At 32.6% G+C, this 14,209-nt stretch carries 15 protein-coding genes; 10 read left to right on the plus strand and 5 right to left on the minus strand.

Annotated features, from left to right (window positions below; translation table 11 throughout):
* Positions 1-43 precede the first annotated feature (43 nt).
* The 4 genes from MHH98_RS07975 to MHH98_RS07990 all read left to right on the plus strand — a co-directional run bounded on the left by MHH98_RS07975 (position 44) and on the right by MHH98_RS07990 (position 2,431).
* Entirely contained in the window at positions 44-706 is a 663-nt protein-coding gene (locus MHH98_RS07975; RefSeq protein ID WP_340708871.1) for an HAD family hydrolase, read from the plus strand.
* 39 nt (positions 707-745) lie between these two features.
* Positions 746-1,276 (plus strand): membrane protein, encoded by a 531-nt coding sequence (locus MHH98_RS07980; RefSeq protein ID WP_038185614.1) that lies wholly within the window; start codon positions 746-748, stop codon positions 1,274-1,276.
* Between the two features lie 44 nt (positions 1,277-1,320).
* Entirely contained in the window at positions 1,321-1,785 is a 465-nt protein-coding gene (locus MHH98_RS07985) for an NUDIX hydrolase (protein ID WP_038185611.1), read from the plus strand.
* A 103-nt stretch (positions 1,786-1,888) separates the two neighbouring features.
* Positions 1,889-2,431, plus strand: a complete 543-nt coding sequence (locus MHH98_RS07990) for a DUF402 domain-containing protein (protein ID WP_038185608.1) — start codon at positions 1,889-1,891, stop codon at positions 2,429-2,431.
* Between the two features lie 212 nt (positions 2,432-2,643).
* Here the strand turns inward: MHH98_RS07990 and MHH98_RS07995 are convergent, their stop codons facing one another.
* From MHH98_RS07995 to MHH98_RS08005, 3 genes are read right to left on the minus strand one after another with little or no spacing between them, the layout of a single operon-like run.
* Positions 2,644-3,930 (minus strand): ABC transporter permease, encoded by a 1,287-nt coding sequence (locus MHH98_RS07995; protein WP_340712421.1) that lies wholly within the window; start codon positions 3,928-3,930, stop codon positions 2,644-2,646.
* A 1-nt stretch (position 3,931) separates the two neighbouring features.
* A complete protein-coding gene (locus MHH98_RS08000) occupies positions 3,932-5,029 on the minus strand; it encodes an ABC transporter permease (RefSeq protein ID WP_340712423.1) in 1,098 nt (365 codons plus the stop codon).
* An 11-nt stretch (positions 5,030-5,040) separates the two neighbouring features.
* Entirely contained in the window at positions 5,041-5,913 is an 873-nt protein-coding gene (locus MHH98_RS08005; protein ID WP_340712424.1) for an ABC transporter ATP-binding protein, read from the minus strand.
* Positions 5,914-6,318: 405 nt separating this feature from the next.
* Between MHH98_RS08005 and MHH98_RS08010 the strand changes: the two genes are divergently transcribed.
* From MHH98_RS08010 to MHH98_RS08030, 5 genes are all read left to right on the plus strand, one after another.
* Positions 6,319-6,849, plus strand: coding sequence for a GNAT family N-acetyltransferase (locus MHH98_RS08010; protein WP_340710940.1), 531 nt, complete (start codon positions 6,319-6,321; stop codon positions 6,847-6,849).
* A gap of 352 nt (positions 6,850-7,201) precedes the next feature.
* A complete protein-coding gene (locus tag MHH98_RS08015; protein ID WP_340710941.1) occupies positions 7,202-8,113 on the plus strand; it encodes a DoxX-like family protein in 912 nt (303 codons plus the stop codon).
* 1 nt (position 8,114) lies between these two features.
* A complete protein-coding gene (locus MHH98_RS08020) occupies positions 8,115-8,726 on the plus strand; it encodes a DUF4166 domain-containing protein (RefSeq protein WP_038185596.1) in 612 nt (203 codons plus the stop codon).
* Positions 8,701-10,251: a YndJ family protein gene (locus MHH98_RS08025; protein WP_340712427.1), complete on the plus strand. Its 1,551-nt coding sequence runs from the start codon at positions 8,701-8,703 to the stop codon at positions 10,249-10,251. The genes MHH98_RS08020 and MHH98_RS08025 overlap by 26 nt, the downstream gene beginning before the upstream one ends.
* Positions 10,252-10,624: 373 nt before the next feature.
* Entirely contained in the window at positions 10,625-10,762 is a 138-nt protein-coding gene (locus MHH98_RS08030) for a hypothetical protein (RefSeq protein WP_164491932.1), read from the plus strand.
* Positions 10,763-11,015: 253 nt separating this feature from the next.
* Here MHH98_RS08030 and MHH98_RS08035 read toward each other — a convergent pair whose 3' ends face one another.
* A complete protein-coding gene (locus MHH98_RS08035) occupies positions 11,016-12,251 on the minus strand; it encodes an MFS transporter (RefSeq protein ID WP_340712428.1) in 1,236 nt (411 codons plus the stop codon).
* Positions 12,252-12,525: 274 nt separating this feature from the next.
* Positions 12,526-13,146, minus strand: a complete 621-nt coding sequence (locus MHH98_RS08040) for a YdcF family protein (protein ID WP_038185590.1) — start codon at positions 13,144-13,146, stop codon at positions 12,526-12,528.
* Positions 13,147-13,680: 534 nt separating this feature from the next.
* On the opposite strand from MHH98_RS08040, the gene MHH98_RS08045 reads away from it, so the two are divergent.
* Entirely contained in the window at positions 13,681-14,166 is a 486-nt protein-coding gene (locus MHH98_RS08045; RefSeq protein ID WP_038185587.1) for a GNAT family N-acetyltransferase, read from the plus strand.
* Positions 14,167-14,209 lie beyond the last annotated feature (43 nt).

Below are 14,209 nucleotides of genomic sequence, written 5' to 3' on the forward strand. Positions count from 1 at the left end.
ATAGGGTAACTTTTTTATCAACTATATCTTCTAGGAGGTATATATGAAAGCTATACTTTTTGATCTAGATGAGACGATACTAAATCGAGAATCATCGTTGCTTGCGTTTTTGAACGACCAATATGAAAGGTTTCACTCAGTGTGGGGTCATATAGAAAAGAGTCAATTGATTAAGAGAATTGTAGAGCTAGATGCTAGAGGATATGTTTGGAAAGATAAAGTATATGCTCAGTTAATTGAAGAATACAAGTTGGATATCTCTGTTGAAGAATTATTAAACGATTATACGGAACGATTTCAATATTTTGTAATTGGATTTCCAAAATATAAAGAAGTATTAATTGAAATAAAGAGACAGGGGTATATGCTAGGTATGATCACGAATGGTAAAGATGGCTTTCAACGAGCGAATATCAGGGGTCTCGGAATTGAGAATCTTTTTGATGTCATTGTTGTGTCTGAAGAAGTGGGGATGAAAAAGCCAGATAAGAACATTTTTGAATACGCATTAGCTAAATTACAGGTTTCTCCGAAAGAGGCGCTTTTTATTGGTGATAACCCAACAAATGATGTGGAGGCTGCAATTAATGTTGGGATGATAGGCATTTGGAAGCTAGATTATCTGATAGAGTCATATAAATCCAAGTATATTATTGATAAACTAGAGGAAGTTTTCGATTTGCTTAAGCAATTGGAAAAGAATTGATTTAATGCATTTATTTATTGTAAGGAAGTGGGTAAGGAAATGATTATTTATTTTATTATTGGAGCAGAAATTGCTTTTTGGCTATTAATTGTAGCTGGATTAGTATTACGCTACATTTTGAAATTAAAGCGTATAAGCATTTGGGTATTAGCTGCAACACCCTTAATCGATCTCGTACTGATAGTACTGACGGCGTTAGATTTAAAAAATGGAGCAACCGCAAATACTTTTCACGGACTATCAGCTATTTATATAGGTGTATCTATTGCCTATGGAAAGCAAATGATCGAGTGGGCAGATCAACAATTTAAAAGGTATATCTTAAAAACTGGCGAACGACCTAAAAAATTATATGGGAAAGAAAAGGGAAAGCGTGAAGCGAAAGGGTTTGTACAGCATATTATTGCCTATGTTATAGGGTCTTTAATTTTATGGGGTATGCTGCTAATACTAGGGAAAGACGAGCAGACAATAGCACTTTATCAAGTTTGGAAATTATGGTCGGTTGTCTTAGTAATAGACGGGCTGATTAGCATCTCTTACGTGTTCTTTCCAACAAAGAAAAAGTAAACTTTAATTATCGAAGCTATATTAAATGAGAGGAAGTGGATTGTATGAGCTATGTAAGTGAAATAAGAAAACTAGTTGGAAATCATCCATTAATCTTACCAGGGTCTGTTGTACTTATAGTGAATGAAATGAATGAGCTATTATTGCAACACAGATCGGACGGTGTCTGGGAATTGCCCGGTGGTTTAATGGAGCAGGGTGAAAGTTTAGAAGAAACAGCGAAAAGAGCAGTGTTAGAGGAGACAGGTTTTATTATTGATGATTTACAATTGTTAGGTGTATTTTCTGGTGAAAGTTATGATAGTAATGTAGTAAATAGTGATGAAGTATATTCAGTAACCGCAGTTTATATAACGAGAAATATTACAGGTAAAATGAAAAAAGACCAAGAAGAAACTGGAGATTTAAAATATTTTAATATCAACCAAATACCAGATTCTTTAACTGAAGAGTATAGAGGATATATTATGCCTTTCAAGGAATCTATCTTAGGAGTAATTGAAGTATAAGGGGTGGCTGTAGTGGCTTTTATTCGGTATGCAAATGTAAAGGATTTAGCTGATATAACTGAGTTCGATTATTTAATAATAATGAGAAAAGAGTGAGCTCACTTTGTTAAAAAAACGATTTGTTACTAGAGAAGATTGGACTAGAATCTTAGAGCGTGAATTCAAACAATTATATATTTCTGATACAAGTTTTTCAGGATATATTTCTTTATTAACTTTAAACAAAGTAAAAGAACCATTATGGACGTACCATTGTAACAAGAAAATATGTATTGTCGACAATGGTTATTCTTGGCTTCAACAGCTTCCTGAGAAAGAACACTTTGCAATTACTACAATGTTCAACGAATCGAATGAAATTATTCAATGGTATATAGATATTACAACTCATAATGGTATCGAGAATGGTGTACCTTATATGGAGGACCTATTTTTAGATTTAATTGTCTTACCTACAGGGGAAATAATAAAAAAAGATTTAGAAGAAATTGAAGAGGCTTTAGATAAAGGTTGGATTACCAAAGAACAATATAATTTAGCATTCTCTACTTTTAATACAATCTATGAAGAGTTACAGAATGATACGTTTAAATATATAAAATTAAGTAATGTACATAGAGAGCGTTTATTAAGAGGAAATCTATAATAGAGAGCTGTATCATATATTCAGCTTTAGGTTAAAAGATGTTAACATCTCATTTTTGATAAGTTATAGTTTTAATAATCCAAAACTAAATAACAAATAAGAGCCTTGCTACATGAAAAGAGTAGCAAGGCTCTTATTGTTGGGATAAAAATAATCATACTTTATGATCTCTGTTATATTATGATTAATACAATTTGTCTTTTTATGGACTTCTAGTTAGAGAGTTTACTAAACCGTATATACCCTAAGAGAATCATCAAACATCCAACCCCAAGTAATACAAATATGCCATTTTGCAAATCAATTGCTGGATTAAAGGCCAACGTTGCCGTTTCTCCATTCAATACTTTATGAATATCAACATATGTGAAAGGATTATAAGCTGCTGGATACTTCATCCCCAAAAAAGTAATGATACCAACAAGGATTGCCGTTACAATTGGATTCCTTACAAATAGTGATAGAACATAATAAATCGAATACAAAAAAATGACCAAGACAATAGACAGTAATAACGCTTGCAATAAATAACTACTTAAGTTAATAAAATGAAACTGATCTATTAAAGGATCTAATGTATTATACTCGCTATTAAACGGATTCGGTTCTGAACCTTCATAAATAAGTACAGGGTATTTGAAGCTGCCTAAACCTTTAGTAAATAAACTACAAAGTAAGGGAACAAGTAGCATGAATACAACAAAACCTAATGTATAAATAAAGCCACTAAGATATTTTGCAATGAATAGCTTCTTTTTATGAATAGGAAGTACAAAATAAAAGTTTAATCCTTTTTTCTTGTTACTAATATCAGATGAAACATTATTTGCAAAAATAAAACACCCTATTAAAATTAAGATAGGTATATAAAGGTGTTGGATCAATTGATATATATAAGTTAGGCCGGTTGTACCGTAACGTTTTGTTTCTTGTCCCCATTCTTCCTTGACAGTCCCGGTAAATTCATCGTAAATTGTCGGTAAGTAAGGGGTATAGATACTATTTTGAATGAAAGGTGTAACATCATTTTTATCTATTAACAATATTTCTTCCAATGTTGCACGGCCAGTAAAATTATTAATGATCTGATCATCGTATCCACGGGAGTAACTATCAAAGTTATCTATCCAATATTGCAAATCTGGTATCTGTTTCTTATAAAGCTTATGCCAATCTTCATTAATATAATTTTCTTTCTGTGTTGTATATTTTGAAATGCTTTTTTGATTCCTTTTAATATCATCGGTTAAAGACTTTACTTTCTTACGACTTCCTTCTTTTTTAGCTTCTTTTTTCTCAACTTCTGCATCTTTTGTCCACTTTTGAAATGTTTCAATAATGTATTCTAAGCGTGCTATATTCCCTTGCTGAATACTTTTAGCTAATGAATAGTTAAAAAAGTATAACCCAATGACTGCGGCAATTGTTAAAAAAAATGCAGCCCAAGTCGTTTTCTTTTTCAAGACTTTTTTACCTTCGAAAAGAAAGAGTCTCCTCATATTAAATTCCTCTCTTTCTATTACTAAGTATTGTTAAAAGGAGTAGTAAAATCATAAAACCTATAAGTACAACAGCTCCTAATGGATAATAGTCGGGCGTATTTAATACAACAAAATCGATATTTTGGTAGGAGAAAGGGTTCCAAATAGAATTAAAACTACTATTTGTCACAAGTAAGCCGCCACAAAAAAGCATCAAAATGACTAAACTATTAACAATTGAATTTCTTATGAAAAAGCTAAGGAGTAGGATAGTAGCTATTGAAAATCCAATGAAACTTATACTATAAATAATGGTTTGTTTTATATAAACTCTAGAATTTATAAAGTTTTCTTCGTTAGTAAAGAGAGGGTAAGTGAAAATTTTACCGACATTTATTCCAAATAAGGTTGGAAGAGCATAAGAAACCAAAAATACTGTTGATAACCAAACCAATCCTACAATAAGTAAGCTGAAAAACTTGACTCCAATTAATTTATTTCTAGCAATAGGCAGTGAATAGACCAATTGCATATTATGATCTTCAAACTCTTTTGTAATTAAGGTAGCTAATACAAGTAAGACAATAATTATACCTGCAGTGTTGAACAGTAATGAGATAACTTTTTTCATAAATACTGTTGTTTGAATCGAGTAATCTAAATCTTCTTTTGGTAAGCTACGCTTCAGTAGTTCTTCATTTTGCTTAATTGTTTTTTGCATATCATTATCATTTAATACAAAACTACCTTCTAATTCTTTATAATGTAAGGCTGATTGATACACTTCAATTTCAGCTTTTAATTCTTTTTTCCATTTCTTATCTTCAATTGCTGTAATAAGTTTTTCCAGTTTGTCATATAATGTGCCCCCAATTTCAAGTCTAGCTTCGATTTCGGCATTTGGACCTTTTAATATTTCTTCTCTGTCGGTTTGGTATTGACTAATAACATTTGATCTATATTTAGAAAACTTTTCTATTTTCTTAGTTTGCAATACATCCTGCTGGATGACATTGCGCATAAAAAGGCCGCAAATAAATAGCACAGTTAAGAGGAGCAGTATAGGAACACCTTTCGTACGAATCATCTTTTTTAGTTCGAATAATATGAGTTTCATATTCATCTACCTCACACTTCAAAGATTTCTTCATATCGTTTTTCCGAACTGACTATCTCTTTTTGAACGTCTAAAATATCGATTTTTTCCTTTTTTAATAAGTCAAATAAATGTTGTAGTAAATGGCTTCCAAGCACTACTTTAAATCCGTGTTCAGTTTGTCCAATTTGATAATTCTCTGCAGTTAGTAGTTTAACTGCCCTTACTAAATCAGAAACAATAAAATGATAGTATGTCGTTTCGTGTTGGTTCATATCTTCTTCTATTATTTGTCCATCTTTTAAGAACAATATTTGCTTTGTCACACGATCAATCTCGGATAAGTTGTGAGAAGATAGGATGATCGTTGTACCTTGATCAGCTAGTTCAAGCAAAATTTTACGCATTAAAATAGCGCTAGTAGGGTCTAAGCCATTTAATGGTTCATCAAGTAACAACAACTTTGGTTTATTTATGATGGTCATTGCCAAAAGCAGATGCTGTTTCATACCTAATGAATAGTTTCCGACCGTTTTCTTTAGATACTTTTCCATTCCTACATATTTTGCTACTTCTTGAATACGATTTTTATTAATTTTTTGTACCTCACATATGTATTTGAGATGATCATAGCCATTCAAATAATCAAAGAGAACCGTATTATCTTGCAAGAAAGCGACTTCTTTAAAGACAGAAGTATCAGTATTTGGCTTCCCTACCAATGTTACTTTTCCTGAAGTGGCGGGAATTAGATTCGTAACTGTATTTAAAAAAGTAGTTTTTCCTGTTCCATTCGGACCCACTAAAGCCCATATACCGGGTGAGTTAATAGTAAGATTTATGTTATCTAGTACTTTTTGTTTTTTATAGCTCATGGAAAGATTGTTAATAGAAAGAATCGTCATTGAAAGCCCTCCTTTTACAAAATAATAAGGTATATATTTCCTTTTGTAAATAATATTGTAAAAAAGTGGGTTTTAATACCATGGAATCGCCTAATGAATTTGAGTGAAGTTTAAAGTATTCAGCTAACTATTTTAGTATGGTGCCAATTTGATTTTGCCCAGCCAATTGTATTACAGTAAGCCGATATTGTTATTTACCATTTACTCTGAACTAACTTCAATTGAGAAGTCAGTGGTTTGATTGAATGTCTTGATTTCCATGAACAATAGAATTTACAATTTTCTATTTGTGTTAACTAACTAATTTTTGTATAATAAAACCAGATTTTACACTGAAGGGACTGAACTATGCGCAGATATCAATAACTTTAACCCAATTACAAAAACATAATGGAGGGAAAAGTATTGATTACAGAACTACACACAAAAAGATTATTATTAAGAAAAATGAGGGTATCGGATTCTCCTAGATTATTTAGGATTTGGTCTGACCCAGACGTTGCTAAATTCATGAATATCAGCAGTTTTACTGATGAAAACCAAGCAAAAGATATGATAGAACTATTAGATGAATTGGCTCAAGAAGACAAAGCTGTGCGTTACGCGATCATTGAGTTGGAATCTAACGAAATTATCGGTTCATGTGGTTTTAACTCCATAGATTTTGAAAATGCCAAAGTGGAAATCGGTTATGACCTCGCTAAATCATTTTGGGGTAAGGGATATGCCACTGAAGCAATCAGTGCTTTGTTAGATTATGCATTTAGGTCTTTAGAGTTAAATAGAATCGAAGCAAAAGTAGAACCTGAAAATATAAATTCCATAAAGGTTTTGCAAAAGTTAAACTTTGTATTCGAAGGAACACTAAGACAATCAGAAAAATCTAATGGAAAATTTATCGACCTTAATTTATATTCTAAATTGAAAACAGATTGAGTTGATTTCAATAGCCTATACTTTTTAAAAGTATAGGCTATTTTTTATACCTATTTATTACATGCCTTTTTTGTTAACATTAACCTAATCACCAAAAATTGAGGTAAGTTATGGGTTTTTATTTACCTATAATTATTACTATGGTATTTTTTGGTCTTCAAGCAAGGGGAATTCAAAAAGGCATTTTGTGGGCTAGTTTTTCTGTAGCATTACTATATATGATTTTGGTGTTTAAGATAGTTCTGAAGTATGATTGGGCAGTTATATTAGGATTGTGTTGCATATGCTTTTGGGCGATGTTTAGAGCAGCTTGGGCAACGCAGCCAAAGTATTAAAGTAGAGGTGTTGTAGAATGATGAATAAACCAATTTATGTAGAAATACCTATTCAAGCAAATATAGATGAAGTCTGGGAGTTTACACAAAAACCTGAACTCCATGAACAATGGGATTTACGCTTTTCTACCATTACATATTTACCGAAAGTAAAAGAAAAAGATCCGCAGTCTTTTCTATATGAAACGAAAATCGGGTTCGGCTTAAAGGTAGTGGGTTGGGGTAAAAGTAATGGTATACATAATAAGAATGATGGCACTAGAACCTCCTCGCTTCATTTTGGGACTGACCAGAAAATCACACCAATTAGTGAAGGTAGAGGCTATTGGCAATATGTACAGACAGAAAAGGGACTGACATTTTTAACGCAATATGACTATAAAGTACGTTATGGAATGCTAGGACGGCTACTAGATCTATTTTTCCGTCCGGTTATGGGCTGGGCAACAGCCCTTAGTTTTGATGTTCTGAAGCGTTGGGTTGAAAAGGGAGAAGTCCCTAGAACACAATATTTACGTTTTTTTGGAAGCTCTGTTATAACTCTTTTGTTTATTTTCGTTTGGCTGTATCAAGGGTTTATACCGAAACTGGTTGCTAAGCATCCTGAGGAGGTGGCTATGTTATCGAGTTTAACGGCAATAGATGGAACAGCTGCTATAAAAGCGGTAAGCATAATCGGAATACTTGAGATTTTATTTGCACTTGTCTGGCTACTATATCGTAACAAAATGCGATTATTTGCATTTCAAATTATAGTGTTCCCTATGTTAACAATTAGTGCTTTACTTGCAGATCCTGCAATCGCAACACATCCATTCAATCCGGTTACATTTAATATGAGCCTATGGGTTCTATCTATTATAGGTTTCTATATGTCAAAAGATTTGCCAACTGCGTCAAGCTGTATTCGTAAAAGAGGGAGGGGGTAGGATGACAATTTATCAAAACCTTTTGGGGGAAGAATTCCACAAACTCCATCCTAAACTACAAGCACGTTATGCACTACCAATAGATGTACCATTTTTCGCGATCGGTAAGATGTCAAAAATAGAAACGGGCGCTAGATGGTTAACTCCATTCTTAAAGTTTGCTAGTAACTGGAAATTTTTGTTCCCTGAAAACGGTCAAGACGTGCCATTTACGATTAAAAATACATGTAAATTATCCCCGAATGGTGAAGTAGAAGTATATTGGGAACGTACCTTCTATTTTGAAGAGAGGACAAGATGTTTTAATGCATTTATGTCTATTGATACTAGGCGCAAAGTTGTAAAGGATTATTTAGGAGATCCAAGTCTTTTATATTCAGATTTAAAATTTAATGTGACAAATGAAGGTCGATTACTTATTCGGTCAGGTTTTCAGCGCGTAGTTATAGGGAAGTTAGAAGTGCCAATTCCACGAGTATTAGAAGGTCGTGTCATAGTGGAAGAAGGTTATGATGAAGTACGTGAATTATTTTCGATTCATGTATTTATTCATAACCCAATTATAGGAAAGGTGATGGCTTACGCAGGTGAATTCAAGGAACACACTTTTTAGTTCAATAACGATGATAGGTTTCATTCTTTTTATCGCAAGCAGTCTGTTCACAAAGCAACAGCCTTTTTTTCTAATGTTAACAGCAGCACAGTTAATATTTGTGCCTGTAATACTTCAACTAATCATAAAAATAAAAAGGTTACATCGCTTTATTATTTTCACAGGAATGGTTTCTATATTTATTTTACATATTATTTCATCTAGCACCTGGTCAATCATACTTGCATTAATTTACGTCGCATTTACTTTATTTGTGGCATTACTTGGAGCGAAGCGATTCTTGCGACGAGGCTTTGTAAACTGGGCAGAAATTTCAATAGATATTGGCATGATGTATTTATTTGTCGGGGGACTTTGGTTCTTTTCCTATATAGCAGGAGTAAATACAGGGTTTAGTCCACTGATAACTTGGTTGACGGGCATTCATTTTCATTATTCCGCGTTTTTATTGTGTATTTCTCTTGGCCTTTTTGGCAGATTGCATGATTCAAAGTTGTATAGATGGATTGCCCCGATGATTTTGTCAGGACCTATGCTTGTTGCAATAGGTATTACATTTTGGCCAATACTCGAAGTGATCTCGGTTTTAATGTATATATTCGCTATTTATAGTCTTGTTTTACTGGCATTTCAAACCCATTTTGCAACGCGTATACAAGCTGTATGTATCCGTCTTTCTTTTAGTGCTCTAGCTGTGACGATTATATTTTCATTCCTTTATGCGTTAGGAAATGCATTTGGTGAATGGATAATTCGTATTGACTTTATGCTTGCTTTTCACGGCTTTTTTAACTGTATTATCTTCGGGCTACTCGGTGTAGTTGGATGGGCGATGTCTCCACCAAAAACAAAACAGCTTTCATGGGAATTTCCAATAAGCCAAGTTCGTGGGAAATTGATAGTAACCGGTGACTCACATCCAGGCCTTGTGGATGACTTGAGTGCTTTTGTTGATACAAAGGCATTAACAAAAACAATTATAGAGTTTTATGAGCAAACGGATCGATATCAACTAATTGCTTATATTAAATGGGCGACTTGGTTTAAACCGTTTGCTATGTGTTATAAGTTAATTAGCAAACAAATGCAACAATTAAACTTACCGATTTCAAGTAAAGAAACTGAAATGACGGGGGAAATAAAAAAAATTGATACGGGAGTGGATGGTAGAGTTAAACCACGTGCTTGGATTCGTAAAGTGGGGGAGCAAACCGCCTTTGTGGCCATCTATTCGCAGCATAATACAGCAGGTAGAACATATATGAATATTGCATTGCCTTTACCGCATTCCTCCATGATTGGTATTTTACAACTTGAGGAAATAGACGGGCGACTAATATTAAAGAGTGAAGGTAGTGGGGATGAAGGAATTTATTTAGGAGTAGGAAAATTTCTATTCAAGCTGCCATTATCCGAACATTTTACAATTACAGAAACGCATACAGGCCATCTAACAGCACTTCATAAGATGAAGATTTTTGGTATTCCATTTTTAGAAATTGATTATAGAATTGTTGAAAGGTAAAGGGTGTAGGTTAAGTGGAATTTTATAAATCTAATAAAACACTAGGGGAAATTGTTTTCACCACCAACATCTAAATAATTTTCATAATAAGATTGCTAATTATGGCCGTTTTTACTATTGATTGATTAACCATCTTGCTAATGAAACGTTATGTAATATTGAAAAACTGCTTGAAAGAAATTAGTGAAAAAATGTACTTGGGCCTATACCTTTAGAAGAAAGCATATCCCAGCATACAATAATATAAGTAATTCAAAAAATTATAGATAAAAATTAATGAAATGGTATTATAAGTAATAAATAGATAATAAGTCCGTGGATTATTATAACAGTTATACATGAATACACATTATGATTGGTTGGGGGAATATTGATGAAGTTTGCGAATAAAAAACAAATTCAACGGCTTTATCGAGAACAAATCCGTAATAAAAAAGACCAGGATTATAATTTTCTTGAAACAATCATTTTAATCGTAATTGTAGCATTCTTCATCTATTTTAACTTATAATTCGATAGTTCTCGGACGTCCGTTGAAAATTCTTCATCGTAATAATAAATTTTTACACTTGAATAAGGTTGATTCTTATAAGCGGGTTTTTGAATGGATAGGTACGAAACTAAATAATATTTATTAACTTTTCGTGGAGTAAAAGAATAGAAAATAGAATGCTTAAAAAAGAAACGTCCACTCAGTTCATATTTGAACAAGAATGGACGTTTTTTTAATTCTTATTAAGTAATGCTATATATTTACTATTAGATTATTCAATATCGACGCTTTGATTCGTATCAACTACTAAGTGTTTTTTCTTAATCAAAAGAATCAAAAATGACAACAATAAAACAATTGAAGAAACCATATATACAGCAACGATATTATAACGTTCTCCTATGACACCCATGATCAGAGTGGAGACAGCAAAAGTAGCCATAGTTATAGAACTTTGTGCAGCATATACTTTTGCTAGAAGTTTTTCTTTGACCCTACCTTGAATGAGTGTATTAATGGCGATCATACTTAATTCGTAAAATAAACCATAGATACAACTCACTAAAAGAGCGAGTAATGGGGAACTATTGATCCCAAACAAAAGAGTCATTAAAAAGCCAACAAAGCTACATATCAATATGACAATATGGATGTTTCGGTCAATTAAATCAGACTTCTTATACCCGATCAAACCACCAAAAAATAAACCTAAAAAGAAAGCTGCATTAATATAGCCCCACCATACAGTACCTTCATGCAGTCGTAACTCTATAAAGGGGTAAATGATTGAAGATACCCAGACAGGACCTGCAATTGAACCTAAAAACAGAGTGATTTGAAGAATACGCAACTTATTATCTACCAATATTAATTTCCATCCCTCTAAAAAGGAATGCAGATTACTTTCTTTATTAGTTGATGTTGTAGCATCTTTCTTCTCTTCGACTTTAATAAATGATAATAAGAATGTGGACAATACATACAAGATAAACGTTAAAATTAACAATCCACTCGAATGCAAAAGCACTGCCAAAATGCCACCAACTGCCCATCCGGCCATATTAATGAACTGATAAACAGATGACATGAGACTATTTGCTTTTAACAAGTAAGTCTCTTCAATAAGCTCTGGAATAATCGCACTACTAGTGGGATAGGCGAAGCCATCCAAAAAATAAGTACAAAAAATAAGTAGATAAATGATCACAAACGTATCAATTGATAGGAATAGTGATACATACAGTGATAACAAAAGTAATAGACAGGTCTTCAATAATTGAGAATTTAATAAAATTGATCTTAATTTATGTCGGTCAATTAAAAGCGGTGCAACCAATCCACCCAAGAATCCACCAGATAAATTAATGACAGGAACTAAAGAAACATAAAACAAAGAATCTGTCACACTAAAAACAGTTGTAATGAGAGCCACAATGTAAAATGTATCTCCTGCATTGGCTAAAGACTCTCCTGCCAGCAATGCACGAAATGATTTATTTTTCAACACAAACAACCCCTCTTATTTAATTGTTCAAGAGAAGATTGTTGTCTACATTGGCGTCACTCCTTAACTTGTTTTAGAATTTCATGGATGAATTTGATAATCGAATCCAAATTAGCAGAGGGGTGTTTGCTAATAATGGGAATATTTATAATAAATGATAACATAAATAAATGGTGATGGTGATAAGCTGCACTTTTTTTTTTTTCTCCAAAAAATCAATCAAAAATGACTGCCTTATATAACAGTCATTACATAAACTTACTATCCAAAATCATAATCAACATTCGGATAGATCAATTAATTCATCCATAATACTCCCTTGAGTAACGTATTTAATAATTTTATTTGCTTCCATTTCTACTCTTTTTCTACCATAAGGATTTTCAAACCAGTTAGTAGCCTTAGTAGTATTGTCATCTACAGCACATATTGAATAGTGGATCCAATTAGGCATAAAGGTTTTGAGATTTAAAAGCGTTCTTCGCATGTGATATCTAGTAGTAACAACTATAATTCTCTTAATGTTATGTAGTTCAAATGCACGATCTAGTATGAGTAAGGAAGCAAGGACGTTTTCTTTCGTATGAAGTGATAGGTCTTCCGTTAAAATATCCTCTTCGGGGATTCCCAATTCAATCGCCCTTTGTTTTAATAATTGTGCCTCAGTAAAGTTTGTGCCTTCCCAAATTACTCCACCAGAAAATAATATTTTCTTTGCTCTACCTTCGTTATATAGTTGTATGGCCTTTGGTAAGCGGTATATTACAGCTTTACTACTACCCGGAACAAAAATCACATCTCCTACCTCATTATCATCTTCTAGATTTTTGAACAGAAGATCTGTGAGTTGAGAGTCTGATAGTTTATCAGGTTGCAACTGAGAAATATTTGTTTTCATAAATCACCTCGACCGTTTAGTAATCAATCCACAGCATTTATAAATCTTTAGCTATTTAGTCTGGTCCTGTACTTACTCAATTTACTTTAAGACAATGCACTTATATGAATAACTATATACAACATACTTAATATGTTGCTATAAATATAGTATAGCTAATCTGCATATAATTTCACCAACAGTAACAATTTTTGCAACTTAATATAATGTATTTGAAAAAGGAGTAGGGGAAAGTGACGAAGACTTTACAGCTATGTTACTCACTTTAAGCCTATCGCTCTTACTTATCTTCATCATCGGAATAGGTAATCTGCTCGATATAAAAATTATCATCGTTAAATAAAAGGATCATAATTAGGAGCTTTTCAAGGTCTTTTTTTATTTCGTTCTAAGTTCTTTAATTGATGAACATTAATCTTTACACAATAGTTAAGAAATCAGGCAATTTATAAAAAAACTAATAATTAATTTTAATTTTCAAGTAAGTATGGGACAATACGTATAACATTATTTCCAAAATAAGGGGTGTAATAAATGTCTAAGCAAATTACTTTAAGAGAAGCGACAAACAAAGACCTTATAGCATTACATAAAATCCAAGTAGCCGCTTTTATGCCTCTATTAATAAAATACAATGACCTTAAAACCAACCCGGCGAATGAACCAATTGAAAAGTTAGCAAATAGAATAGCTGAAACGTATTCAGATTACTATGTAATTTACTTTGGACAAAATATAGCTGGAGGGATTAGGATTGTTCCAAAAGAAAATAACCGAACAAGAATAAGTCCGGTATATATTCATCCGATTTTTCAAGGCAAAGGAATCGCTCAAGAAGTTTTTAAACAAGTAGAACAAAAATACAATAAAACACTTCAATGGGAACTTGATACGATAAAACAAGAGAAGCGGAATTGCTATTTTTATGAAAAATTAGGTTATTGTAAAACTGGAGTAGAAGTAGAAATCAATAGCGAGATGACGTTAGTTCGTTATTCGAAAAGGATGATGAAAGACTAGGGTTGTAAAAAAGAAGCTATTTAATATTTTTTGTAGAATTCTG

Source organism: Viridibacillus sp. FSL H8-0110 (genome assembly GCF_038003565.1).
In the GTDB taxonomy this organism is placed as follows: Bacteria; Bacillota; Bacilli; order Bacillales_A; family Planococcaceae; genus Viridibacillus; species Viridibacillus arenosi.

Coding starts and splice junctions, on each gene's coding strand:
- MHH98_RS07975 (WP_340708871.1), top strand. CDS start 44: ATGAAAGCTATACTTTTTGATCTAGATGAGACGATACTAAATCGAGAA.
- MHH98_RS07980 (WP_038185614.1), top strand. CDS start 746: ATGATTATTTATTTTATTATTGGAGCAGAAATTGCTTTTTGGCTATTA.
- MHH98_RS07985 (WP_038185611.1), top strand. CDS start 1,321: ATGAGCTATGTAAGTGAAATAAGAAAACTAGTTGGAAATCATCCATTA.
- MHH98_RS07995 (WP_340712421.1), bottom strand. CDS start 3,930: ATGAGGAGACTCTTTCTTTTCGAAGGTAAAAAAGTCTTGAAAAAGAAA.
- MHH98_RS08000 (WP_340712423.1), bottom strand. CDS start 5,029: ATGAAACTCATATTATTCGAACTAAAAAAGATGATTCGTACGAAAGGT.
- MHH98_RS08005 (WP_340712424.1), bottom strand. CDS start 5,913: ATGACGATTCTTTCTATTAACAATCTTTCCATGAGCTATAAAAAACAA.
- MHH98_RS08015 (WP_340710941.1), top strand. CDS start 7,202: ATGATGAATAAACCAATTTATGTAGAAATACCTATTCAAGCAAATATA.
- MHH98_RS08020 (WP_038185596.1), top strand. CDS start 8,115: ATGACAATTTATCAAAACCTTTTGGGGGAAGAATTCCACAAACTCCAT.
- MHH98_RS08030 (WP_164491932.1), top strand. CDS start 10,625: ATGAAGTTTGCGAATAAAAAACAAATTCAACGGCTTTATCGAGAACAA.
- MHH98_RS08040 (WP_038185590.1), bottom strand. CDS start 13,146: ATGAAAACAAATATTTCTCAGTTGCAACCTGATAAACTATCAGACTCT.
- MHH98_RS08045 (WP_038185587.1), top strand. CDS start 13,681: ATGTCTAAGCAAATTACTTTAAGAGAAGCGACAAACAAAGACCTTATA.